Here is a 22,434-nt window from a genome sequence, read left to right as displayed (position 1 = left end):
CGGCCCGTACGCTGGAGGAATGCGTCTGCCCACGACTCACCGGGAGCACCGTACGCGGGGACGCCGCGACGCGGAGGGCTTCGACCGTCCGCGGGGGCGCCGCGATCCGGACGGCTTCCACCGCGGTGGCAAAGCCTTGGATGTCGCGGCGAACGTGCGCCGACTCCGAGGCCCGGAGTGGTCTTTGCGCGCCGCGGCTCGGCGCACCCACGCGACGGTCGCCGCGACCCACCCCGTGCACGACGTCCTCGTGGAGGGCCGCGCATGACCGGCGCGCGCGCGGCGTCCGGAATCCTGCTCGTCGACAAACCACAGGGCATCACCAGTCACGATGTCGTCGCTCGAGCGCGCCGTGCGCTCGGAACACGCAAGGTCGGTCACGCCGGCACCCTCGACCCGATGGCGACCGGGTTGCTCGTGCTCGGGGTCGAAGGGGCAACACGCCTGCTGACCTTCATCGTCGGTCTCGACAAGACCTACGAAGCGACGATCCGTCTCGGCGTGACGACCGACTCCGACGATGCCGACGGTGACATCACGACGACGACGGATGCCGCACACCTCACCGATGCCGCGATCCGTGCCGCTGTCGAACCGCTCACCGGCGAGATCTCGCAGATACCGAGTACCGTCTCGGCCATCAAGGTCGACGGCAGGCGGGCCTACGACCGCGCGCGGGCAGGGGAGGACGTCGTGCTCGCAGCCCGACAGGTGACGGTCTCGCGCTTCGAGGTTCTCGACATCGGTCGGGACGAGAGCACCGTGGACCTCGACGTCGTGGTCGATTGCTCCAGCGGCACCTACATCCGCGCGCTTGCGCGCGACCTCGGCGCCGCACTCGGTGTCGGCGGTCACCTCACCGCGCTGCGGCGCACGCGCATCGGACCGTTCGCGGTCGACGGCGCGCCATCCGTCGACGAGCTCGCGGCCGACCGGATGCGGGATCCCGCCGACGCCGCGACAGCGATTCTGCCGCGACTCGAGGTCACAGCCGACGAAGCGCGGGATCTCCGTCATGGCAAGAGGCTCCCCGGTGCGGCGGGCAGGCTCGACGGAGTTCCGTCGGCGGCGATCGCTCCGGACGGTGCCCTCGTCGGCATCGTCGAACGGCGTGGCGCCGACGTGAAGAGCTCCATGAACATGCCCGAGGAGGCTCCTCGATGACCCTGTGGTTCTCGCTCTTTCAGGTCGGCGTGGCAACGCTGGCCGGGCTGTTCGCGGTCGTCCTCGGCCTGGCCGGACGCCGCCCGAGCGACTGGACCGTCGGCGGACTGGCCCTGGTCGAAGCGCTGCTCGTGGGCCAGATCGTGTTCGCGATCGTCGCGCCGTTCGCCGGGAATCCGCCGACCGGGAGCCTGCTGGAGTTCTGGGTCTACCTCGTATCGGCCGCACTGCTCCCGCCGGCCGCGGTGTTCTGGGCGCTCCTGGAACGCAGCCGCTGGAGCACCGTCATCTTGGGGATCGCTGCGCTGGCCGTGGCGATCATGGTGTGGCGGATGCAGGTGATCTGGGCCGTGCAGATCGCGTGATCCGGCGGATGCCGCATCCGCTTTAGGATTGACGAGTCATGTCGTCGCCAGCTCGCCCCCGCATGACCGGCATCGGCCGTGTGCTCGTGATCGTCTACGCGATCATGGCGCTCGCCGCGACCGGTCGCTCGTTCGTCCAGATCGTCCGAGAGTTCGACGAAGCTCCACTCGCCTACACGCTGTCCGCGCTGGCGGCCGTCGTCTACATCCTCGCGACGCTGGCCCTGGTGTTCTCCAACTCGCAGGTGTGGTACCGCATCGCGTGGGTGGCGATCGGGTTCGAACTGGTGGGGGTCCTCGTCGTCGGTGCGTTGACGTTCGTGCTGCCCGACCTGTTCGCCCACGCCACCGTCTGGTCGTGGTTCGGCGGGGGATATCTGTTCATCCCGCTCGTCCTTCCCTTCCTCGGCCTGTGGTGGCTGGCGACGCATCGCACGCGCGAGACGGCGGTGATGTCGTCGTGATGGACTTTCGTGATCCGTCCCAGGTGCCGGCGGACTTCGGGCCGTCGGTCGTCGTCATCGGAAAGTTCGACGGCGTGCACACCGGCCACCGCGCGGTGATCGACCGCGCGCGCGTGGAGGCTGCCGGCCGCGGTGCTCGCGTCGTGGCGGTGACCTTCGATCGCAATCCGCTCGCGCTGCTGCGGCCCGACATCTGTCCGCCGACGCTGGCCGGCCCCACCCAGAAACTCCGCCTTCTCGCGGACTCCGGTGTCGATGCGACATTGATGTTGACCTTCGACCGCGCGCTCGCCGACCTCGAACCGCGCGCGTTCGTCGAGCACGTGCTGGTCGATGCGCTGGGCGTGCGGGTCGTCATGATCGGAGACGATTTCCGGTTCGGACGCGCGGGAGCGGGCACCCCCGACACCCTGCGCGAACTGGGTGCCGAGTTCGGTTTCGACGTGTGGGTCATCGACGACGTCCGCGCCGTCGAAGCGGAGCGGCGTGTGTCGTCGACCTGGATCCGGTCGCTTCTCGCCGAGGGTGACGTGGCCAACGCCACTCGGCTCCTCGGACGGCCACCTGCCGTCTGGGGCGAAGTCGTCCACGGGCTCAAACGGGGGCGGGAACTCGGATACCCCACCGCGAACCTGTCAGCGGACCTCGAGGGTTTCATCCCCGCCGACGGGGTCTACGCGGGCTGGCTGGTCGATCAGGGCTCGCAGGACGGGCTGCGCCCGGGCATCCGCTATGCCGCCGCGATCAGCGTCGGGACGAACCCGACATTCGACGACGTGCCCGCGCGACAGGTCGAGGCCTACGTGCTCGATGAGACCGACCTGGATCTCTACGGACACCACGTCGAAGTGCAGTTCGCTCAGCGTGTGCGCGGGATGGTGGCCTTCGACGGCGTGGATGCGCTCACGGCGCAGATGGCGGATGACGTTCGGGAGGTGCGTCGCGCGCTGACCTGAGCGCCCCGCATGACGCGGTCCGTTGCCCGGTGGCCTCCCGCGCACTCTGCGCCGACCGGAAACGCCGCAGCTCCGGCTCGGGCGGCCGGAGCCGCATCCGAGACGGAGCTGCGAGAGGGATTACTTGCTGTCGGCGTTCGCCTTGGCGGCATCCTCTTCGGCCAGGCGCGCGTCGCGCTTGGCGCCGGGGATCCAGCCGGTGTCGACGACCTTGCGCTGGAAGATCGACGCGGCGATGACGAGCACCACGGCGATGCCGAGTGCGACGATCGCGCCGACGACGGGGCCGCCCATGAAGCCGGTTCCGATAAGCGTTCCGAACCATCCGAAGTCCGCGTCGCCGAAGGTCGAGTTCTCGAACCCGAGCTCGCCGAACACGAGCAGCAGCAGGGCGGGGAGGATCGTGATCAGCACACCGTTGACGAAACCACCCACGGCGGCACCGCGGCGTCCACCCGTGGCGTTGCCGTAGACGCCGGCACCACCACCGGTGAAGAAGTGCGGCACCATGCCCGGGAGGATCAGCGCGAGACCGAACGCCGGAGCGAGCCAGATCGCGATGATACCGAGCGTCACCAGGCCACCGATGAACGAGCAGATGAACCCGATCAGCACGGCGTTCGCGGCGAACGGGAACACCATCGGGATGTCCAGGGCGGGCTTGGCGCCCGGGACGATCTTCTCGGCGATGCCCTGGAAGGCGGGCACGAGCTCGCCGAGCACCGTGCGGACGCCGTACAGGATGATTGCCACACCGACGCCGAACTGCAGCGCAAGTGCGAACGCGTCCATGATGAAGTCGCCCGCATCGGCCGAACCGAAGATCGCGAACAGCTCCTCGTGCGGCAGGGCGATCAGACCCCAGATCGCGAACACCCAGTAGATGAGCACCATCGACAGCGCCGTGGCGACCATCGAGTCACGCAGGAACCGCAGGCCCTGGGGGAACTTGATCTCTTCGGTGGAGCGGCTGCGGCCGCCGACGGCCTGACCGCTGGCACCGGCTGCGATATAACCGAGGGTGCCGAAGTGGCCGATGGCGATCGAGTCGTCTCCGGTGATCTTGCGCGTCCACGGCTGCGAGAACGCCGGCATCACGACCATGATGACGCCGAGCAGGATCGCACCCAGGGGCACGACGAGCCAGCCGGCGGTGGGGCCGAGACCGACCGAGAGCACGACGGTGAGCAGGATCGACATGAACACCATGTGGTGCCCGGTGAGGAAGATGTACCGCAGCGGTGTGAAGCGCGCGAGGACCAGCATCACCAGGAAGCCGAGGGTGAGCACGTACGCGCCGACCGCGCCGTACTCCTCGGCGGCGATGGCGGTGATGACCTCGTTGGTCGGGATGACGCCGCGCGCGCCGGTGACGGCGAGGACGAGGTCACCCAGCGGGGTCAGTGCCGCGACGACGACGCCGGCGCCGGCGCCGAGGATCATGAACCCGAGCGCAGCCTTGAGGCCACCGCCGATGACCTGACCGACGTTGCGCCGCAACGCGATGAGGCCGATCGCGGTGATGATCCCGATCAGGTACGCGGGAACGTTGAGAATCTGCTGTCCGATGAAGTCGAGGACAGCGACGAACCAATCCATGTGTGTCTCCTGGTCGGGGGGATCAGCCGATGGCTTCGGTGAGCTTCTGGCTGATCTCGTCGGTGCTCGTGAAGTTGTTGATGACGATGATCTTGGCGGGGACGTCGCCGATCTCCTCGGCGAGGTCGGCCGAGGTCAGCACGATCTGCGCGGTGCGGGCCATGCCGGCGGCGACGCCGATGTCGGCGGCCTCGACGTCGGCATCGATGCCCATCTGACGCAGCACTTTCTCGGTGTTCATCTTCAGCAGCACGGACGTACCGATGCCCATGCCGCAGACGGTGACGATCTTCATTTCGGGACCTTTCTTAGGGGTTGTCAGGATTCGGAGACGTCGTCGAGGATGCGGCGGACGTCGGATGCCGAGTCGGCTGCGCGCAGGCGCGCCAGGCCCTCCTCGTCGGAGAGAACGCGTGCCAGTTCGGACATGAGAGCCAGATGGCCGTCATGATCGAGGGCGGCCAGCCCGATGACGAGGTCGACGGGGTCGTTCTCGCCCGCTCCGAACTCGACCGGTGTGTCCAGGGTGATCCAGCTCAGACCTGCACGGTTGACAGCAGGGGAGGGGCGGGAGTGCGCGAGAGCGAGGCCGGGCGCGATGACGATGTACGGGCCGAGTTTCTCGACGGTCGCGATCATCTCGTTCGTGTAATCGGGTGAGGTGACCCCGGCGGCGACCAGCGCTTCGCCGGAGAGCTCGATGGCCGCGCGCCAATCGGCGGCGGTCGCGTGGGTGCGGATGGCTTCTTCGGGTAGCCATTCGGACAGGCTCATCCTTGTTCCTCTCCGGGCCGGCGAGCGGCCCCATGCGGCTGTGCACCGGGTGATCGTTTGGCAGGCTAGCGCAGACGATCCACTTTTGTATACCGATAGACAGAATTCAGGTGTTCTCCAGACTACTCGTGTGGGAAGGTTGCGGGTGAGTCTTGGCGCAACGGCGTGGTGCGGCGGCTTTCCCCCGTCGATCGCGACGGCCCCACGGCGCGCGAGGTTGCGGCATCCAGCGAAGGAGTGAGTGTGGCGCGAACCGACGATGAGTACGCGATCGACGAGATCACCGCTGAGCTCCTCGGTCTCATCCGCTCCGGTCGGGCGCAGAGCCGAGCCCAGCTGGGGCAGTTGTCCGGTTTCGCGCGCGCGACTGTGGCCAGTCGCCTGGACCTCCTGCTCTCTGCGGACCTGGTGAAGTTCGACGAATTCCTCCGCGGGACCGGCGGACGTCCCGCGTCGCGGCTCGTGCTCAACGCGCGACGCGGCGTGCTGCTCGGAGCCGACATCGGTGGCAGCCACACCCGCGTGGCGGTCTACGACCTCCACGGGGAGACGTTGGCGGTCAGCGATCACGTGATCGACGTGAACGATGGCCCGCGGTCGGTTCTCGGTCTGGTCGGGCGCGAGTTCGACCTGCTCGTCTCATCGCACGGGTTCGCCGCGACCGACGTGCTGGGAATCGCGATAGGGCTTCCCGGCCCCATCGAGCAGGCGACGGGCCGCGTGGTGCGCCCGCCGACGATGCGCGGGTGGGACGGTGCGGACGTGCGCGGGATTTTCCGTCGGCGCTATCCGCGGGTTCCCGTCGCCGTCGACAAGGACGCCAACATCATGGCGGTGGGCGAGTATCACGCGCTCGCCGACCCGCCGCCGGACGTCCTGCTGCTGAAGGTCGGCATGGGCATCGGCGGCGGCATCATCGCCAACGGGCAGGTGGTGCGTGGTGGGCAGGGCGCGGCGGGCGATCTGGGGCACCTTCCGCGCACCGGGGGCGCGCCGTGCCGTTGCGGTCAGGACGGATGTGCCGAGGCGACAGCCGGGGGGTGGGCCATCGCTCACGAGCTCCGTGCCGCGGGCTTTTCGCACGTCCGGACGTCCCAGGACATCGTCGACCTCGTGCGGGACGGCCAGCCGACGGCTGTGGCGTTGTTGCATCGGGCCGGTCAGCGACTCGGTGAGGTGCTCTCGGAGGCGATCGGTGTGCTCAACCCGAGCGTCATCGTCGTCGGGGGGAATCTCGCCGTCGCGAACGACGATCTGCTGAACGTGATTCGCCATCAGGTCGCGACCCACTCGCATCCGCTGGCGACGAAGGGATTGCGCATCGAGCTCGGCGTACTCGGCCGGGATGCCGGTATCCGGGGGGCCGGGCGACTCGCCGCCGACGCCGCGTTCGAGGGCGAGGCGCTCGCCGCCCTCCTCACTTAAGTCTAGAAGTAGACAAAACGATCACCGCGCGGCTACGGTTATCGCGAAAGGCGGTTCAACATGGTGCAAGGCTGGTCGAGTACGGCGGATGCGGAAGTCGTGCGTCACGCGAGGGTGATCCCCCTCGATGTCGTTCAGGCGAAGGGCGCGGGACACGCGGGAACGGCGGTCGGGCTCACGCCGGCGTTGTACATGCTCTTCCAGGACTTCCTCCGCCACGATCCCGCCGATCCGAACTGGCGCGGTCGCGATCGATTCGTCCTCTCGGCCGGACATGCAAGCCTCGGCCTGTACCTCCAGCTGTGGCTTTCGGGCTACGGGCTCGAGATGGACGATCTCCGTGCCGCGCGCACCCTGGATTCGCGCACGCCCGGGCACCCCGAGTTCGGGCACACCTCCGGTGTCGAGACGACGACCGGCCCTCTCGGTCAGGGCATCGGCAACGCCGTCGGCATGGCGCTCGAAGCCGAGCGCCTGCGTCACGTGCTGAAGACCGATCTCTACTCTCCGCGCGTGTGGTGCTTCGCATCGGACGGCGACGTCGAAGAGGGGATCAGCCACGAAGCCTCCTCGCTCGCCGGCACACTGCAACCGCGCGGCCTCATCCTCGTCTGGGACGACAACGCCATCAGCATCGAAGGCGCGACCGGCGTCGCGTTCACCGAGGACGTCGCCGCGCGGTACGCCGCATACGGCTGGCAGGTCCTCACGATCGAGGATGCCGAGGACCCCGTCCAGGTGCGCGCCGGCTACGAGCGTGCGCAGGAGATGTCGGATGCCGGTCCCGTCTTCGTGCGTCTGCGCTCCCGCATCGGGCACCCCATGCCGACGGTCGGCGGCACGGCGGGAGCCCACTCGGGTGCCCCGGGTGCCGACGAAGTGCGCGCCACGAAGGAGGTCCTGGGACTCGACCCGGAGCTGTCCTTCTCGATGCCCGACGACCTCCTCGCCCATGCCCGAGCGGTGACCGAGCGCGGCGCGGCGTTGCACCGTGAATGGGACGCCGCCGTTGCCACGTGGCGCAGCGACAACCCCGCCGAAGCCGAGACGTTCGAGCGCCTCGCCGCTCGCGACGCCACGGCGGCGTTGCCGGCGCTCGCCGAGCTGCGCGCGAACCCGCGGGCTGCCGCGACCCGGGTGGCCAGTGGGGCAGTGCTCGAGCAGATCATGCCGGCGCTTCCGCAGTTGTGGGGTGGATCGGCTGACCTCGCCGACTCGAACGGCACCGGCATCCGCTCGGTCGAGAGCTACGTCCCGGCGACATATGACGATGACACGTGGCCCGGTGTGGTCGGAGGCCAGCTGCTGCATTTCGGCATCCGAGAGCACGCGATGGGCGCGATCGTCAACGGCATCGCGCTCGGCGGGCTCAGCCTTCCCTTCGGCGCCACGTTCTTCGTGTTCTCGGACTACATGCGCCCGTCGGTGCGCCTTGCGGCCCTCATGAACCTGCCGTCCACGTTCGTCTGGAGCCACGACTCCGTCGCGGTCGGCGAAGACGGGCCCACCCACCAGCCGCTCGAGCACCTGTGGAGCTATCGCGCGATCGTCGGACTGTCGCTGGTGCGGCCGGCCGATTGGGTCGAGACCGTCGACGCCTGGCGTCGCATCGTCGAGCACCCGGGCGGTCCACACGCACTCGTGTTGAGCCGCCAGTCCGTCCCGGTCGTGGCGGAGGACTCCACGTACGAAACGGGCGCCGCACGCGGTGCGTACACCGTATGGCAGCGCGGAGAGGGCACACCCGATGCGATCATCATCGCCACCGGATCCGAGGTCGCCCCGGCGATCGAGGCGGCCACGCAGCTCAGCGATCTGAACGTGCGCGTCGTGTCGGCGCCCTGTCTCGAATGGTTCGAGATGGAGAACACCGAGTATCGCGAGCAGGTCCTCCCTGCCGCGGTCCGCAGCCGTGTGAGCGTCGAAGCGGGGACCGATCAGGGCTGGTACCGCTGGGTCGGCACCGACGGCCGGGCCGTCTCGATCAGCGGTTACGGCCAGAGCGGCGCGGGCGACGAATTGTTGAAACGACTCGGCATCACCGTCGAGGCGATCACGGACGCCGTGCGCGCATCGGTCGCGCAGGTCCGCGGATGACCGGGAGAGTGCACAATGGGTGCGAACCAATCGTGACGATGCGGGAGGCAGCGGAACAATGAACAGTGTGTCCTCACCGGGCGTCGTGCAGACGCTCGCCGACCGCGCGGTGGAGTTGCTCGGGGGAGAACCCGACGACACGACCCTGCGTCGGTACCTTCACGGGCTCCCCGGCGTCGACGCCGTCGGGCTCGAGCAACGCGCCGCTGACCTCGGCACGCGGTCGATCAAGACGACGTCGAAGGCGTGGGCGCTCGACAAGATCGTCGAACTGATCGACCTCACGACTCTCGAGGGCGCCGACACACCCGGCAAGGTCCGCTCCCTCGTGGCGAAGGCGTTGAATCCGGATGCGACGGATCCGTCCTGTCCGCGGGTGGCGGCCGTCTGCGTCTACGGCGACATGGTTCCGTACGCCGTCGAGGCGCTGGGTGCCGCGCACGGCGACCCCGACGAGGGCGGAGTGAGTGTCGCCGCCGTGGCGACCGCGTTCCCCTCCGGCCGCGCCTCTCTCGCCGTCAAGCTCGCGGACACGGCAGATGCGGTGGCCGCCGGCGCCGACGAGATCGACATGGTGATCGATCGAGGAGCGTTCCTCGCCGGTCGTTACGGACTCGTCTTCGATCAGATCGCCCAGGTGAAGCGGGCCTGTCGCCGCGATGACGGCACGTCGGCCTCGCTCAAGGTGATCCTCGAGACCGGTGAGCTGAAGACCTACGACAACATCAAGCGCGCGTCGTGGCTGGCGATCCTCGCCGGCGGTGACTTCATCAAGACCTCCACCGGAAAGGTGCAGCCCGCCGCGACGCTTCCCACGACGCTCCTCATGCTCGAGGTCGTTCGCGACTGGTACCGCGCCACGGGGGAGAAGATCGGCGTCAAGCCGGCCGGCGGCATCCGCTCGTCGAAGGACGCGATCAAGTACCTCGTGACCGTCGCCGAGACGGTCGGAGAAGAGTGGCTGCAGCCGCACCTCTTCCGCTACGGCGCCTCGAGCCTGCTCAACGACGTGTTGTTGCAGCGACAGAAGATGCGCACCGGACACTACTCCGGTGCGGACTACGTGACGATCGATTGACCGAGCGAACGGTGAACGACGTGCGACTACCCTCGCGCGTCGAAGCCTAGGAGAAACATGACCTTCCTCGAATACGCACCCGCTCCCGAGTCGCGTGCGATCCTCAACCTCCGCGACGAGTACGGACTCTTCATCGACGGCGAGTTCCGCAGCGGATCCGGCGAGACCTTTCAGACGATCTCGCCCGCAGACGAGTCACACATCGCGACGATCGCGTCGGCGGACGAAGGTGACATCGACGCGGCCGTCGCCGCAGCGCGCCGAGCCTTCGACAAGACGTGGTCGACGATGAGTGGTCGTGATCGTGGCAAGTACCTCTTCCGCATCGCGCGTCTCGTGCAGGAGCGGGCGCGCGAGCTCGCGGTGGCCGAAAGTCTCGACAACGGCAAGCCGATCAAAGAAAGTCGCGACGTCGACGTGCCGCTGGTCGCCGCCTGGTTCTTCTACTACGCCGGGTGGGCCGACAAGCTCGACCACGCCGGCCTGGGGCCGAACCCCCGTGCGCTCGGAGTGGCCGCGCAGGTGATTCCGTGGAATTTCCCGCTGCTGATGCTCGCGTGGAAGATCGCGCCGGCCCTCGCGGCAGGCAATACGGTCGTCATCAAACCGGCCGAGACCACACCGCTGTCGGCGCTCATCTTCGCCGAGATCCTGCAGCAGGCAGACCTGCCGCCGGGAGTAGTCAACATCGTCACGGGTGCCGGGGCGACCGGTGCGGCGCTCGTGCGTCACCCCGACGTGAACAAGGTCGCGTTCACGGGGTCGACCCCCGTCGGCCGTGAGATCGCCCGCTCGGTGGCGGGCACCGACAAGAAGGTCACGCTCGAGCTCGGCGGCAAGGCAGCGAACATCATCTTCGATGACGCGCCCATCGAGCAGGCCGTCGACGGGATCGTCACCGGCATCTTCTTCAACCAGGGGCAGGTGTGCTGCGCGGGCAGTCGCCTCGTCGTGCAGGAGTCGATCCACGACGAGGTCGTCGATCGGTTGAAGACCCGCCTGTCGACACTGCGGCTCGGCGACCCGCTGGACAAGAACACCGACATCGGTGCGATCAACTCGCTCGAGCAGCTCTCCCGTGTGCGCGAGCTGAGTCGCATCGGCGAAGAAGAAGGGGCCGAGCGCTGGACGGCGGACTGCGCGATCCCCGACAAGGGATTCTGGTTCGCTCCGACGATCTTCACGAACGTGCAGTCGTCGCACCGCATCGCCCGCGACGAGATCTTCGGCCCGGTGCTCTCGGTGCTCACCTTCCGCACACCCGACGAGGCCATCGCGAAGGCGAACAACACTCCGTACGGGCTGTCAGCCGGAATCTGGAGCGAAAAGGGCTCGCGCATCCTCGCCGTGGCGGACAAGCTCCGCGCCGGTGTGGTGTGGGCCAACACGTTCAACCGGTTCGACCCGGCGAGCCCCTTCGGCGGGTACAAGGAGTCCGGCTACGGCCGCGAGGGCGGCAAGCACGGCTTGCTCGCCTACCTCGCCGCAGGGACGGCTACGGCGGCCGCGGCGCCGCGCTCCACCGCGAAGACGGCGAAGAAGAAGGCGTAGGGCGAGAGATGACGAAGCGATTGACCGTGCCGAAGACGTACAAGCTGGCCATCGGCGGCAAGTTCCCCCGATCCGAGTCGGGGCGCACCTACGCGGTGGCGACGCCCAAGGGCGATTTTCTCGCCAACGCCTCGCTGGCCTCGCGAAAGGATGCCCGCGACGCGGTGAAGGCGGCTATCGCCGCGGGCTCCGGGTGGGCCGGCGCGACCGCCTACAACCGGGGGCAGGTGCTCTACCGGGTTGCCGAGATCCTCGAGGGGCGCCGCGCACAGTTCGTCGACGAGATCTCGTCGCAGACGGGAGCATCGACCGCTGCGGCGACCGCCGAGGTCGACGAGGCTATCGACCGGTGGGTCTGGTACGCCGGGTGGTGTGACAAGTTCGGTCAGGTCGCCGGTAACGGCAATCCCGTGGCGGGGCCGTACTTCAACATCAGCGTCCCCGAACCCACGGGTGTCGTCGGCGTCATCGCGCCGCAGGACTCCGCCCTGCTCGGACTGGTGTCGGCCGTCGCCCCTGCGCTCGTGACGGGCAACACCGTCGTCGTCGTCGCCTCCCAGCGATTCCCGCTCTCGGCGATCAGCCTCGCCGAGGTGCTGGCGACGTCCGACGTGCCCGGCGGTGTGGTGAACGTTCTCACCGGGTCGCCCGCAGAGATCGCACCCTGGCTCGCATCCCACCCCGATGTCCACGCGCTCGACCTCGTCGGTGCCGGCGAGTTCGATTGGGTCGACTACCAGATCGCGGCAGCCGAGACCCTGACGCGTGTGCTCCCGCCCGAGAGCGGCGCGGATGCGGCGGCCCCGAGCCTCGAGCGCATTGCCGCGTTCACCGAGACCAAGACGGTGTGGCACCCGAAGAGTCTCGTCTGACGAACGCAGCTCAGCGAAGGTCGAGCCCACCCCACCGGCCGGGCTCGGCCAATTCGCCGTAGTGCACGTCGATGCCGGCGTCCGAGATCGACGCGACGCAGGCGAGCAGCGACAGCGTCTCGTAGCCGTGGGCACGGTTGTCGCGGATGATCGCGTCATCGTCCTCGGGGTCCACGTGCGCGGAGCGCTCGAGGACCTCGATCCAGGGCTCCCACCACCGCGCGCCGGCGGGGAGCGCCGTCGCCGAAAAGGTGTCGAGCCATCGGGCGATCCGCGGTGTGGAGGCGTCATCGACGTCGTCGTGGGCGATCATGTGGGTGCCCGGGTGCAGCGCGACTCTGCGCAGGACCGCCCCATCCCACAGGTGGACCCGCGCCGAACCCGGTGTCACCTCCACAAGGTTGAAGCCGTGGGTCGGCGGCTGCGCCTCAGGGGAACGCCCGGTCACCGCATCCAGGACGAGGCCGCCGCGCGAGACCAGGTCGGCCTCGGGTCGGTGCGTCACATCGGCGCGATTGAGCAGGACGGCGAAGCGGCCCGAGTCCGGGTCGGCAGCGAGCCACGCACCACCGGCACGGGCGTCGCGCACGCCCACGACGCCGTCGTGCGGCTCCGGCCACCAGCGTCCGAGCGGGTTCCAGGGGCGTCGGGGATCCTCGTCGCGTATCGCCAGCACACGGATCGGATCACCAGGGCGGGGCGGCACGCGTAGGACGACGGTGCACATGGGTTCAGCCTCCGGGGTGTGCGTGCGAAGATCGGTTCGTGGACATCGTCGTGGGGGTCACAGGCGGCATCGCCGCCTACAAGTCGGTGCACCTTGTGCGGCTTCTCGTCACACGCGGCCACGACGTCCACGTCGTCCCCACCCAGGATGCCCTGAGATTCGTCGGGTTGCCCACCTGGGAGGCCATCAGCCGCCACCCCGTGACCACGTCTGTGCACGACGACGTCGCCAGCGTCCGTCATGTCGCGCTGGGGCAGGCCGCCGACCTGGTCATCGTCGCTCCGGCGACGGCGAACACCCTCGCGAAGATGGCGGCGGGACTGGCCGACGACCTCCTCGGAACGACACTGCTTGCGACGACCGCTCCGGTCGTCGTCGCCCCGGCGATGCACACCGAGATGTGGCGACACGCCGCGACGCAGGCCTCGATCGCGACTCTGCGCGAACGTGGAGTACACGTCGTCGGACCCGCGGATGGGGAACTCACCGGTGGCGATCACGGACCGGGCAGGATGTTCGAACCCGAAGAGATCGTCGAGGCCGCCCTCGCCATCGTTTCGACGCGTACCGACCTCGAGGGGCTGCGCGTGGTGGTGAGCGCGGGCGGCACCCGCGAACCGATCGATCCGGTCCGCTACCTCGGCAACCGATCCAGCGGGCGCCAGGGCGTCGCCCTCGCTCTGGTCGCCGCAGATCGGGGTGCCGACGTGATGCTCGTCGCCGCCCACGTCGACGACGCGGTCACCGCCGCGGCATCCTCCCACCCCCGGGTCGCGATCACGCGGGTGGGAACCGCCGCAGAGCTGGGCGAGACCATGCGGCGCGAGGCGGCCGCATCCGATGTCGTCATCATGGCGGCGGCTGTCGCCGACTACCGTGTCGCAGAGGTTTCCGAGCGCAAGATCACGAAAGAGCGATCCGGTGGGCGGCTCAGCCTCGAACTCGTCGAGAACGACGACATCCTCGCCGGCCTGGTCGCCGCGCGGCGCGACGGGCAAACGATCGTCGGGTTCGCCGCCGAAACCCCTGCCGAGGGTGAGTCGCTCGAAGAGCGCGGTGCACGCAAGGCGGCGCGAAAGGGCGCCGATCTGCTCGTCGTGAATGAGGTCGGATGGGACCGCGGATTCGAACGCGCTGACAACTCGGTGGTCGTGCTGACGGCGGCTGGTGAGAGGGTCGGCCTCGTTGAGGGGACGAAGCACGAGGTCGCCGAGGCCGTCTGGGACTGCGTCACCGCCGCGCGACCTGCTCACCGGCACGCGCCGATGCCGTGAGCCACGCGCACGCGATGACGTCCGCAGGCGCCGTCGAGAGAGCAGGACGCGCGCGCGCGATGGCGGATGCCGGGGGACCGGGCCGGTAGTGTCGGGATGATCCGATCGGGAGGTCACATGTCCGTCGCCACAGGCCGCACCGCAGTCCGCGGTTCCTTCGTGCTCGCGCTGGCTGCCGTCACCGCCGTCGCGACCGGCTGCCTGCCCGAGCCCGAGCCGGGCGCGACGCCGACGACGACGGATGCCGTGGCCACCGCTACGGCGACGCCGACGATGACGCCGACCCCCGCGCCCGAGGACTCCTTCGCGTTTCCCGCCGACTGCACCGCCGTCTACACCCCGGAGATGCTCGCCACACTCGAAGCGGATGTGCCTCCGCTCAACGATCCCGGCACCACCATGGCCTCCACCGAAGTGGTCGCCGCCATCGAGATACTCACCGGCGCCGAACAGACGATCCGCTGCTCGTGGGGCCCGCCGTCCGAGCGCGGTATGGCGACCAACGTCACCGTCGTCACCCCCGCGCAGTCCCAGACCATCGCCGACGCGCTCGTGAACGAAGGCTTCTCCACAGAAGACCTGGACGGCGGGGCGCTTCACCGCATCGAACGCGAGATGCTCACGCTCGACGACGACATCGTGACCCTCGGTGAGACCCACTACCTGCGCGACGACGTGTGGGTGTCGACGCGATGGATCGACGTCAATCCCGACGGATACACGCAGGCGATCGTCGCGTCGCTCTGGGACTGATCCGCCTGGACGCGCTACACTGGCGGCCGGGGACCCCGTCTTCGACGTCGCAGCTCGCAGAAGCGAGTGCCCGTGGCCGTCGACGGCCACGCCCCATCCCGCGGTCCTGACGGCGCTTCGCCGCCCCGCGGGCGCACAGCACCCCTTCGCCGGTTCGCCGGCAGCCGCCGGGTCCGTCCGGCACAGACTCTCAGGAGGAGCATGCCGACCACGGCATCCACTGCGAACCGGCCGTCCCAGCGCCGCCGCAAGTCATCCACGCCCCGTCGCGACGACGAGGCGCCGATCATCCCGATTCTCGCGCGCAAGGTCCGCGAGGTCGAAGCCAAGTCACAGCGCAACAAGCTCGGGCCCACCAATCGGGTGAAGTTCCAGGTCATCGCGTTCCTCGTGCGCGAAGAACGCGCGCGGGTCAAAGCCGACACCGCGCTGGCCGAGGGCACGCGCGCCGAATTGCTCAAGCGCCTCGACGGCGTCGCGACGATCCTCGCGAAGACCGCCGCCCGCGACACTTCGCTCATCCAGCTGCTCGAAGTCGACCAGGCCACGTCGCCGGTCGCGCAGCGCATGCGGCGCGACTGGCTACTCGAGTCTGGTGCAGAACTCGCCCCCGACGAGCTCATCATCACCGACGCCAAGCCCGTCGTCGCACCCGTCGTGCCCGATGCCCTCGCCGAGCGTCAGGTCGTGCCGCCGCAGGTCGAGGCCCGTCGCGAGGCCAACCCGTTCCTCGCGCCCGACCTCACGCTGCGCCAGCCGGTGTCGACCCCGCGTCGCCGCCTGGACGGCTGGGAGCTCATGGGCCCGCTCTACAAGGCGTTCGAATCGGGCGCCGGTGGCGGAGCGGCCACAATGGAGCTTCCGCCCGTTCCCGAGTTCGACCGGGTGTCACCCAAGGGGCGCGAGGTGATGGTGCACCAGTCGCGGTTCCTCGAGGCGGTGCGCGCGGGTCACCGCACGTTCCTCCTCGCCGACGAACCGGGCCTCGGCAAGACCGCCGAGTCGGTGCTCGCGGCATCCGTCGCCGACGCCTATCCTCTGCTGGTCGTCGTTCCGAACGTCGTGAAGATGAACTGGGCGCGTGAGGTCGAACGGTGGACGCCGCAGCGCCGCGCGACGGTCATCTCGGGAGACGGCGAAGACATCGACGCGTTCGCCGACGTGTTCATCGTCAACTACGAGATCCTGGACCGCCACCTGTCGTGGCTCGGTTCGCTCGGCCTCAAGGGCATCGTCGTCGATGAAGCGCACTTCATCAAGAACCTCACCTCGCAGCGTTCCCGCAACGTGCTCGCTCTCGCTGCCCGGATTCGCGAGCAGGTACGCGACCCGTTGCTCATGGCGCTCACGGGTACCCCGCTCATCAACGATGTCGAGGACTTCGACGCCATCTGGCGCTTCCTCGGATGGACCAACGGAGAAAAGCCCGGGCCGATCCTCATGGAGAAGCTCGATGACACGGGCCTCACTCCCGCCGACAAGGCGTTCTATCCGGAAGCCCGCGACGCGGTCATCTCGATGGGAATCGTGCGACGGCGCAAGAAGGATGTCGCCGCAGACCTGCCCGACAAGCTCATCGCCGACCTGCCCGTCGAGCTCGACGACGACTTCGGGCGCTCGATCCGTGACGCCGAGCGCGAGCTGGGTGAACGACTCGCGGCGAAGTACCGGCGGATCATCGAGGCGCGAGGTGATCGGGGTCTCGCGCCCGGCGAGATCGACCACGACATCGTACGGCTCGTCGCGCACAACGAACTCGAGGAGTCCAAGGCCGCCGGTACCGGTTCCGAGAACGTCTTCACGATGGTTCGCCGGATCGGTCAGGCCAAGGCCGTGCTCGCCGCGGACTACGCCCTGCAGCTGCAGCGGTCGGTGGGCAAGGTGGTCTTCTTCGCGAAGCACATCGACGTGATGGATGCGGCAGAGGCGCATTTCGCGGCATCCGGTCTCAAGACCGTGTCGCTGCGCGGTGACCAGACGACGACCGCCCGTCAGCAGGCGATCGACGCGTTCAACAACGACCCCGAGGTCGGAGTCGCAGTGTGTTCGCTCACGGCCGCCGGTGTCGGCGTCAACATGCAGGCGTCGTCGAACGTCGTCCTCGCCGAGCTGTCGTGGACCGCCGCCGAACAGACGCAGGCGATCGACCGCGTGCACCGTATCGGCCAGGACGAGCCGGTCACGGCGTGGCGCATCATCGCGGCCCACACGATCGACACGAAGATCGCCGAGCTGATCGACTCGAAGCAGGGCCTTGCCGCCCGTGCACTCGACGGCGAGGCCGTCGACCCGCAGTCGAGCGACTCGGTCCAGCTGTCGGCCCTCATGCATCTGCTCGAGCAGGCGCTCGGCGGCGAGTGACGCGCGGCTAGGGTCGAGGTATGCCCCTCGACCCCGCTGTGCTGCTCGACGGCCCTCGTGGGCGGCGGCTGTGCCTGCAGGTCGCGATGTCGGCGCTCGATGCGTGCGACACCGACGACGCGAGGGATGCCGCATCCTCGGTCTGGTGGGCGATACGCCGACTCGATCCCGCACCCGGCACGCTGTTCGGTGACGTCGACGGGTACGTCGTCCCCGATGTCGGTCCCGCAGACGCCGCGCGCGTCCTCGCCGAGGTCTCGATGCCCGTACTCGACGAGATCGCGGTGCGGCGCGCACTCGCCGACTCCGTATCGCTCGCGCGGTACTGGCAGGAGCCCGACGGCGGCGACGTACTCGCGGCGACGCCCGAGATGCGTCCCGTCCTCAGCCGTGTCGCCGATGCCGTCGCCGCGACGCCCTGGGTGTCATGGTGGGGGTCGCCGGTCGCCCTCGACGATCAGTGGGTCGTGCAGTGGGAGGATGCCGCGTTCGATCCCGGTGACCCGCGGGCGCTGCTGACCGAGTGGCGCCGTGAGGCGCTCGAGGAGGAGACGCGTGCCGAGCGCGAGCGCCCGCGCGATCCCACCGCGCTGTTGGGTGGCACGTGGTGGTCGACACCCTCGTACCATCTCGTGCACACGACCCGTTCGCTCGCCGGCGGGGGAGCGTCCGAACTCTGGCACGTCGAAGACTCGCTCGGGTGGGAGACCGCGACGATCACCCCGATCACCGCCCCGTCGGACCGCGTGTACGAGATCGACGGCGTTGACGCGTGGATCGATCTGTGCCGACGGCATCCGCTGCCCGTCACCGCATCGCGGCGGCACGAGTGGTACCGCGTGACCGGGCGCGACGGCGAATGGGTGCAGCCGGATTGGGCCGCCGTCGCTCAGGAGTTCGACGGCGTGCACCTCACCGTCGCCGGATACCTGACCGCGGCGACGAGACTGATCGACGTCGGGGACGACCGCGCCAGTGTCCTCGCCGGGTGGGCACCGGATTCCACCTATTGGTTCGCGCCGGCCGCCGTGGCCGGAGAATCGGAACGCTGGCACGACGTCGATGCCAACGACTGGCACAGACTGTGACCCCCGCCGTGTGGCAGGGGGCCCGGGTACGGCGATAGTGTCGGATCGGCACCGTCGCCTGCTTCCGAACCCGACAGCGAGGAATCCCAGCATGAAGATCGGCATCCTGACCAGCGGCGGCGACTGCCCCGGACTCAACGCCGTCATCCGCGGCGTCGTCCTCAAGGGCACCACGACCTACGACCTCGAGTTCGTCGGCATCCGTGACGGCTGGCGTGGAGTCGTCGATGCGGACTTCTTCCCGCTCACGCGCCACGAGGTGAAGGGACTCTCGAAGGTCGGCGGAACGATTCTCGGCACGTCGCGCACCAACCCCTACGAAGGCCCGCGGGGGGGTGCGGAGAACATCGCCAAGACCTTGTACGGCCACCGTATCGACGGCATCATCGCCATCGGCGGAGAGGGCACTCTCGCCGCCGCCGACCGGCTGGCGAAGGACGGTATCAACGTGCTCGGTGTGCCGAAGACGATCGACAACGACCTGCGTGCCACCGATTACTCGTTCGGGTTCGACACCGCCGTCAACATCGCCACCGACGCCATGGACCGCCTGCGCACGACGGGCGACTCGCACCAACGTTGCATGGTCGCCGAGGTCATGGGCCGACACGTCGGCTGGATCGCCCTCCACGCCGGCATCGCCGCCGGCGCACACGTCATCTGCATCCCCGAAGTGCCGTTGTCGATCGACGAGATCGCCGCACAGGTGACCAGCGCCCACGACCGCGGTCGTGCGCCGCTGATCGTGGTGTCGGAAGGCTTCAAGCTCACCGGCATGGACGAAGCGTTCAGTGACAAGGGTATGGATGCGTTCAACCGCCCGCGCCTCGGCGGTATCAGCGAGATCCTGGCGCCCGAGATCGAGCGGATGACCGGCATCGAGACCCGCGCGACCGTGCTCGGGCACATCCAGCGCGGCGGCTCGCCCTCGGGTTTCGACCGGGTGCTCGCCACCCGCCTCGGGCTGCACGCGGCCGATGCCGTCGTCGACGAAGCCTGGGGGCAGATGGTGGCGCTGCGCGGCACCGACATCGTGCGCGTGCCCTTCGCCGAGGCGCTCGGTGAGCTCAACACCGTGCCGCAGCACCGCTACGACGAAGCCGCAGCGCTCTTCGGCTGATCGAGTCTGCCGGCGGCATCCCGCCCCCGCGACGCGTCCGGCTGCTTCCCGGGTGCCCCTCGAGCGGCATGCCCCCCGGGTTGCCGCGGCATCCCGGTTCGGTGGTGGCGCAATCCCGGTTCGGTGGTCGCACTTGTACGGTCCCAGGTCGCGCACGCGTACGTTCGCGACCACCGAAGGGTGGGGGCGCTTCGGGGGCCCTCGGGCACGCACGCACCCCGCGGCATCCCGGTTCACCCGCGTCAGTCCGGTTCAGTGGTCCGAAATGTACGGTCCCAGACCGCGCCCGCGTACATTCGCGACCACTGAAGGGTGGGGAGGCTCCGGGGACCCCGTGGGGACGCACGCACCCCGCGGCATCCTGCGTCCCCCCGCGGCGTCCCGGTTCGGTGGTCGCACCATCCCGGTTCGGTGGTCGCACATGTACGGTCGCGGACCACGCACGCGTCCATTCGCGACCACTGAACATCGAGGCGGGTGAGGGTGGGCGAGGGGGTGTGGTCGGGCGCGCAGCGCGTCATCCTACCGCGGGCGCGCAGCGCGTCAGGACACCGCGCACGCGCGTGCAGCCCGCCGGACGCGGGACGGGGACGATCAGGCCGCGTCGAGCACGTCGAGCAGCCAGGCGAGCTCGAACGCGCGTTCCCGCCAGGCGTTGTAACGCCCCGATACACCGCCATGGCCGGCGACCATCTCGCACTTCAACAGCGCATCGGCGCCGACCTCTCGCAGTCGTGCGACCCACTTGGCCGGTTCGACGTAGAGCACGCGGGTGTCGTTGAGCGAGGTCACCGCCAGGATGCGGGGATACGCGACGCCGTCGCGGACGTTCTCGTACGGCGAGTAACCCTTCATGTACTCGTAGACATCCGGGTTGTGCAGCGGGTCACCCCACTCATCCCACTCGATGACCGTGAGCGGCAGCGACGGATCGAGGATCGTGGTCAGGGCATCGACGAACGGGACGTCGGCGAGGACGCCTGCGAACAGCTCCGGTGCGAGGTTCGTCACGGCGCCCATCAGCAGGCCTCCGGCCGACCCGCCCTCGGCGACGAGCCGGGCGGGCTCGGTGTACCCCTCGTCGATGAGGTGACGGGCCACGTCGACGAAGTCCGTGAACGAATTGCGCTTGGCGAGCAGCTTGCCGTCGTCGTACCACTGGCGACCCATCTCGCCGCCCCCGCGCACGTGGGCGACCGCGAAGACCACCCCACGATCCAGTTCCGACAGCCGCGCGACCGAGAAACCCGGGTCGATCGAGTGTTCGTACGAGCCGTACCCGTACAGGTGCATCGCCCGCGCGGATTCTCCCGCCTCGCCGAACGAACGCTTCCAGACGAGCGAGACCGGGATGCGGGTGCCGTCCTGCGCCGTCGCCCACACCCGAGCCTGGGCGTAGTCGTCCGGGTCGTACCCGCCGAGCACGGGCTGCCGTTTGCGCAGGTGGAGTTCGCGCGTCGCGACGTCCAGGTCGTAGACGGTGCCGGGGGTGACGAACGACCCGTACGAGAGGCGCAGAACCGGAGGAGCCCACTCGGGGTTGCCTGCCGTGCCGACGGTGTAGAGCGGTTCGTCGAAGGCGATCTCGTCGACGTCGCCGGTGGTGTAGTCGAGCAGGCCGAGTCGGGCGAGGCCCTCTCGTCGGTACCCCACGACGGCCCAGTCGCGGAAGGTCGACAGCCCGAGGAGGCGCGTGCCCGCCCGGTGGGGGATCACCACGGTGCGGCGGCCTTGCGGCTCGGATGCGGCGACCGAGACCAGTTCGAAGTCGCGCGCACCGTCGTTGTGCAGGATGTAGAGGACGTCCTCGCCGTCGACGACCGCATGGTCGACGTCATACTCGACGCCCTCGCGACGCGGCCAGACGACGCGGGGAGTGCCCTGGAGATCGTCGGCGTCGAGCAGATGGACCTCGGAGGTGATGCTCGAGCCGAGCCCGATGACGAGGTACTTCTCGGAGCGTGTGAATCCACCACCGAGCCAGAACCGTTCGTCGGGTTCGTGGAACAGGCGATGGTCGGATGCCGGATCCTCGCCGATCGTGTGCAGCCACAACGTGTCGGGCCGCCACGCGTCGTCGACGGTCGAGTAGAGGATCGCCGCGCCGTCGGGGGTGAATTCCGCACCGGCGGCGGTCTCGGGAATCTCATCGTCGAAGCGCGTCTTGCCGGAGAGGTCCCGCACCCGGATCGTGTACCGCTCGTCACCGGCGAGATCGACCGCGTACAGCATCCGCGTGCCGTCGTTCGAGACGTCGAAGCTGCCGAGTGAGAAGAAGTCGTGTCCTTCTGCCTCGACGTTTCCGTCGAGCAGCACTTGCTCACCGGGCACAGGGGCGTCAGGCGAGAGGACGGGTGGGGTCCAGTCATCGGGGGAGGAGATGGGGGCGCGGCACTGGATGCCGTACTGCTGACCTTCGACGGTACGTCCGTAGTACCACCACCGACCGCGGCGCGTGGGCACCGAGAGGTCGGTCTCGAGCGTGCGTCCCTTGATCTCGTCGAAGATCCGCTCGCGGAGTCCTTCAAGGTGCGCGGTGCGGGCCTGAGTGTAGGAGTTCTCGGCTTCGAGGTGCTCGATGACGGCGGTGTCGTCCTTGGCCCGCATCCACTCATATCGGTCTTCGACGGTATCGCCGTGGTGCGTGCGGCGCTGTGGTTTCGCGGCGGCGACGGGAGGGGCAGGGACGGATGCGGGATCGATCGCGGTCACCCGATCCACGGTAGTGCCCGTTGCCGGTTGACCGGCACCGGCGCGGGTGCGAGG

At 68.9% G+C, this 22,434-nt stretch carries 20 protein-coding genes; 15 read left to right on the top strand and 5 right to left on the bottom strand.

Annotated elements, in window-relative coordinates; all coding sequences use genetic code 11:
- Positions 1 to 19 precede the first annotated feature (19 nt).
- From ACFQZV_RS11635 to ACFQZV_RS11615, 5 genes are read left to right on the top strand one after another with little or no spacing between them, the layout of a single operon-like run.
- Complete coding sequence (locus ACFQZV_RS11635; protein ID WP_378749695.1) at positions 20 to 268, top strand: hypothetical protein; 249 nt, start codon at positions 20 to 22, stop codon at positions 266 to 268.
- The gene (truB, locus tag ACFQZV_RS11630; RefSeq protein WP_378749693.1) at positions 265 to 1,164 is read left to right on the top strand and encodes a tRNA pseudouridine(55) synthase TruB; all 900 of its coding nucleotides are present in this window, start codon (positions 265 to 267) and stop codon (positions 1,162 to 1,164) included. The genes ACFQZV_RS11635 and truB overlap by 4 nt, the downstream gene beginning before the upstream one ends.
- Positions 1,161 to 1,529: a hypothetical protein gene (locus ACFQZV_RS11625; protein WP_378749691.1), complete on the top strand. Its 369-nt coding sequence runs from the start codon at positions 1,161 to 1,163 to the stop codon at positions 1,527 to 1,529. The genes truB and ACFQZV_RS11625 overlap by 4 nt, the downstream gene beginning before the upstream one ends.
- A 38-nt stretch (positions 1,530 to 1,567) precedes the next feature.
- Positions 1,568 to 1,993 carry a hypothetical protein gene (locus ACFQZV_RS11620; RefSeq protein WP_378749689.1) on the top strand — a complete coding sequence of 142 codons (426 nt, stop codon included), beginning with the start codon at positions 1,568 to 1,570 and terminating at the stop codon, positions 1,991 to 1,993.
- Complete coding sequence (locus ACFQZV_RS11615; RefSeq protein ID WP_378749734.1) at positions 1,990 to 2,949, top strand: bifunctional riboflavin kinase/FAD synthetase; 960 nt, start codon at positions 1,990 to 1,992, stop codon at positions 2,947 to 2,949. The genes ACFQZV_RS11620 and ACFQZV_RS11615 overlap by 4 nt, the downstream gene beginning before the upstream one ends.
- A 120-nt stretch (positions 2,950 to 3,069) precedes the next feature.
- Here ACFQZV_RS11615 and ACFQZV_RS11610 read toward each other — a convergent pair whose 3' ends face one another.
- From ACFQZV_RS11610 to ACFQZV_RS11600, 3 genes are read right to left on the bottom strand one after another with little or no spacing between them, the layout of a single operon-like run.
- Positions 3,070 to 4,548, bottom strand: a complete 1,479-nt coding sequence (locus ACFQZV_RS11610; protein ID WP_378749687.1) for a PTS ascorbate transporter subunit IIC — start codon at positions 4,546 to 4,548, stop codon at positions 3,070 to 3,072.
- A gap of 22 nt (positions 4,549 to 4,570) precedes the next feature.
- On the bottom strand, positions 4,571 to 4,843 hold the full coding sequence (locus tag ACFQZV_RS11605; RefSeq protein WP_378749685.1) for a PTS sugar transporter subunit IIB: 273 nt from the start codon (positions 4,841 to 4,843) through the stop codon (positions 4,571 to 4,573).
- A gap of 23 nt (positions 4,844 to 4,866) precedes the next feature.
- Positions 4,867 to 5,322, bottom strand: coding sequence for a PTS sugar transporter subunit IIA (locus ACFQZV_RS11600; protein ID WP_378749683.1), 456 nt, complete (start codon positions 5,320 to 5,322; stop codon positions 4,867 to 4,869).
- Positions 5,323 to 5,565: 243 nt separating this feature from the next.
- On the opposite strand from ACFQZV_RS11600, the gene ACFQZV_RS11595 reads away from it, so the two are divergent.
- Genes ACFQZV_RS11595 through ACFQZV_RS11575 form a run of 5 tightly spaced genes read left to right on the top strand, consistent with a single transcriptional unit; the run spans position 5,566 to position 12,345 of the window.
- A complete protein-coding gene (locus ACFQZV_RS11595) occupies positions 5,566 to 6,747 on the top strand; it encodes an ROK family protein (RefSeq protein ID WP_378749681.1) in 1,182 nt (393 codons plus the stop codon).
- A gap of 60 nt (positions 6,748 to 6,807) precedes the next feature.
- Entirely contained in the window at positions 6,808 to 8,844 is a 2,037-nt protein-coding gene (locus ACFQZV_RS11590; RefSeq protein WP_378749679.1) for a transketolase family protein, read from the top strand.
- A gap of 58 nt (positions 8,845 to 8,902) precedes the next feature.
- Positions 8,903 to 9,922, top strand: a complete 1,020-nt coding sequence (gene deoC, locus ACFQZV_RS11585) for a deoxyribose-phosphate aldolase (protein ID WP_378749677.1) — start codon at positions 8,903 to 8,905, stop codon at positions 9,920 to 9,922.
- A 57-nt stretch (positions 9,923 to 9,979) separates the two neighbouring features.
- Positions 9,980 to 11,473 carry an aldehyde dehydrogenase family protein gene (locus ACFQZV_RS11580; RefSeq protein ID WP_378749675.1) on the top strand — a complete coding sequence of 498 codons (1,494 nt, stop codon included), beginning with the start codon at positions 9,980 to 9,982 and terminating at the stop codon, positions 11,471 to 11,473.
- A gap of 8 nt (positions 11,474 to 11,481) precedes the next feature.
- Complete coding sequence (locus tag ACFQZV_RS11575) at positions 11,482 to 12,345, top strand: aldehyde dehydrogenase family protein (RefSeq protein ID WP_378749673.1); 864 nt, start codon at positions 11,482 to 11,484, stop codon at positions 12,343 to 12,345.
- 10 nt (positions 12,346 to 12,355) lie between these two features.
- Here the strand turns inward: ACFQZV_RS11575 and ACFQZV_RS11570 are convergent, their stop codons facing one another.
- On the bottom strand, positions 12,356 to 13,072 hold the full coding sequence (locus ACFQZV_RS11570) for an NRDE family protein (protein ID WP_378749671.1): 717 nt from the start codon (positions 13,070 to 13,072) through the stop codon (positions 12,356 to 12,358).
- A 38-nt stretch (positions 13,073 to 13,110) separates the two neighbouring features.
- Here ACFQZV_RS11570 and coaBC point away from each other — a divergent pair, with 38 nt between their 5' ends.
- The 5 genes from coaBC (at position 13,111) to ACFQZV_RS11545 (ending at position 19,668) form a co-directional block, all read left to right on the top strand.
- A complete protein-coding gene (coaBC, locus tag ACFQZV_RS11565; protein WP_378749669.1) occupies positions 13,111 to 14,346 on the top strand; it encodes a bifunctional phosphopantothenoylcysteine decarboxylase/phosphopantothenate--cysteine ligase CoaBC in 1,236 nt (411 codons plus the stop codon).
- Positions 14,347 to 14,463: 117 nt separating this feature from the next.
- Positions 14,464 to 15,099, top strand: coding sequence for a hypothetical protein (locus ACFQZV_RS11560; protein WP_378749667.1), 636 nt, complete (start codon positions 14,464 to 14,466; stop codon positions 15,097 to 15,099).
- Between the two features lie 201 nt (positions 15,100 to 15,300).
- Positions 15,301 to 17,460, top strand: a complete 2,160-nt coding sequence (locus ACFQZV_RS11555; RefSeq protein WP_378749665.1) for a DEAD/DEAH box helicase — start codon at positions 15,301 to 15,303, stop codon at positions 17,458 to 17,460.
- 20 nt (positions 17,461 to 17,480) lie between these two features.
- A complete protein-coding gene (locus ACFQZV_RS11550; protein ID WP_378749663.1) occupies positions 17,481 to 18,548 on the top strand; it encodes a hypothetical protein in 1,068 nt (355 codons plus the stop codon).
- A 91-nt stretch (positions 18,549 to 18,639) separates the two neighbouring features.
- Entirely contained in the window at positions 18,640 to 19,668 is a 1,029-nt protein-coding gene (locus ACFQZV_RS11545) for a 6-phosphofructokinase (protein ID WP_378749661.1), read from the top strand.
- A 594-nt stretch (positions 19,669 to 20,262) separates the two neighbouring features.
- On the opposite strand, the gene ACFQZV_RS11540 is transcribed toward ACFQZV_RS11545, so the two are convergent.
- Complete coding sequence (locus ACFQZV_RS11540) at positions 20,263 to 22,380, bottom strand: S9 family peptidase (RefSeq protein WP_378749659.1); 2,118 nt, start codon at positions 22,378 to 22,380, stop codon at positions 20,263 to 20,265.
- Positions 22,381 to 22,434: the final 54 nt, after the last annotated feature.

The organism is Microbacterium koreense (genome assembly GCF_042677105.1).
GTDB classification, from domain to species: domain Bacteria; phylum Actinomycetota; class Actinomycetes; order Actinomycetales; family Microbacteriaceae; genus Microbacterium; species Microbacterium koreense.
Note: the sequence above shows the minus strand (reverse complement) of the source record. Positions and strands in the feature narration are given on the sequence as shown.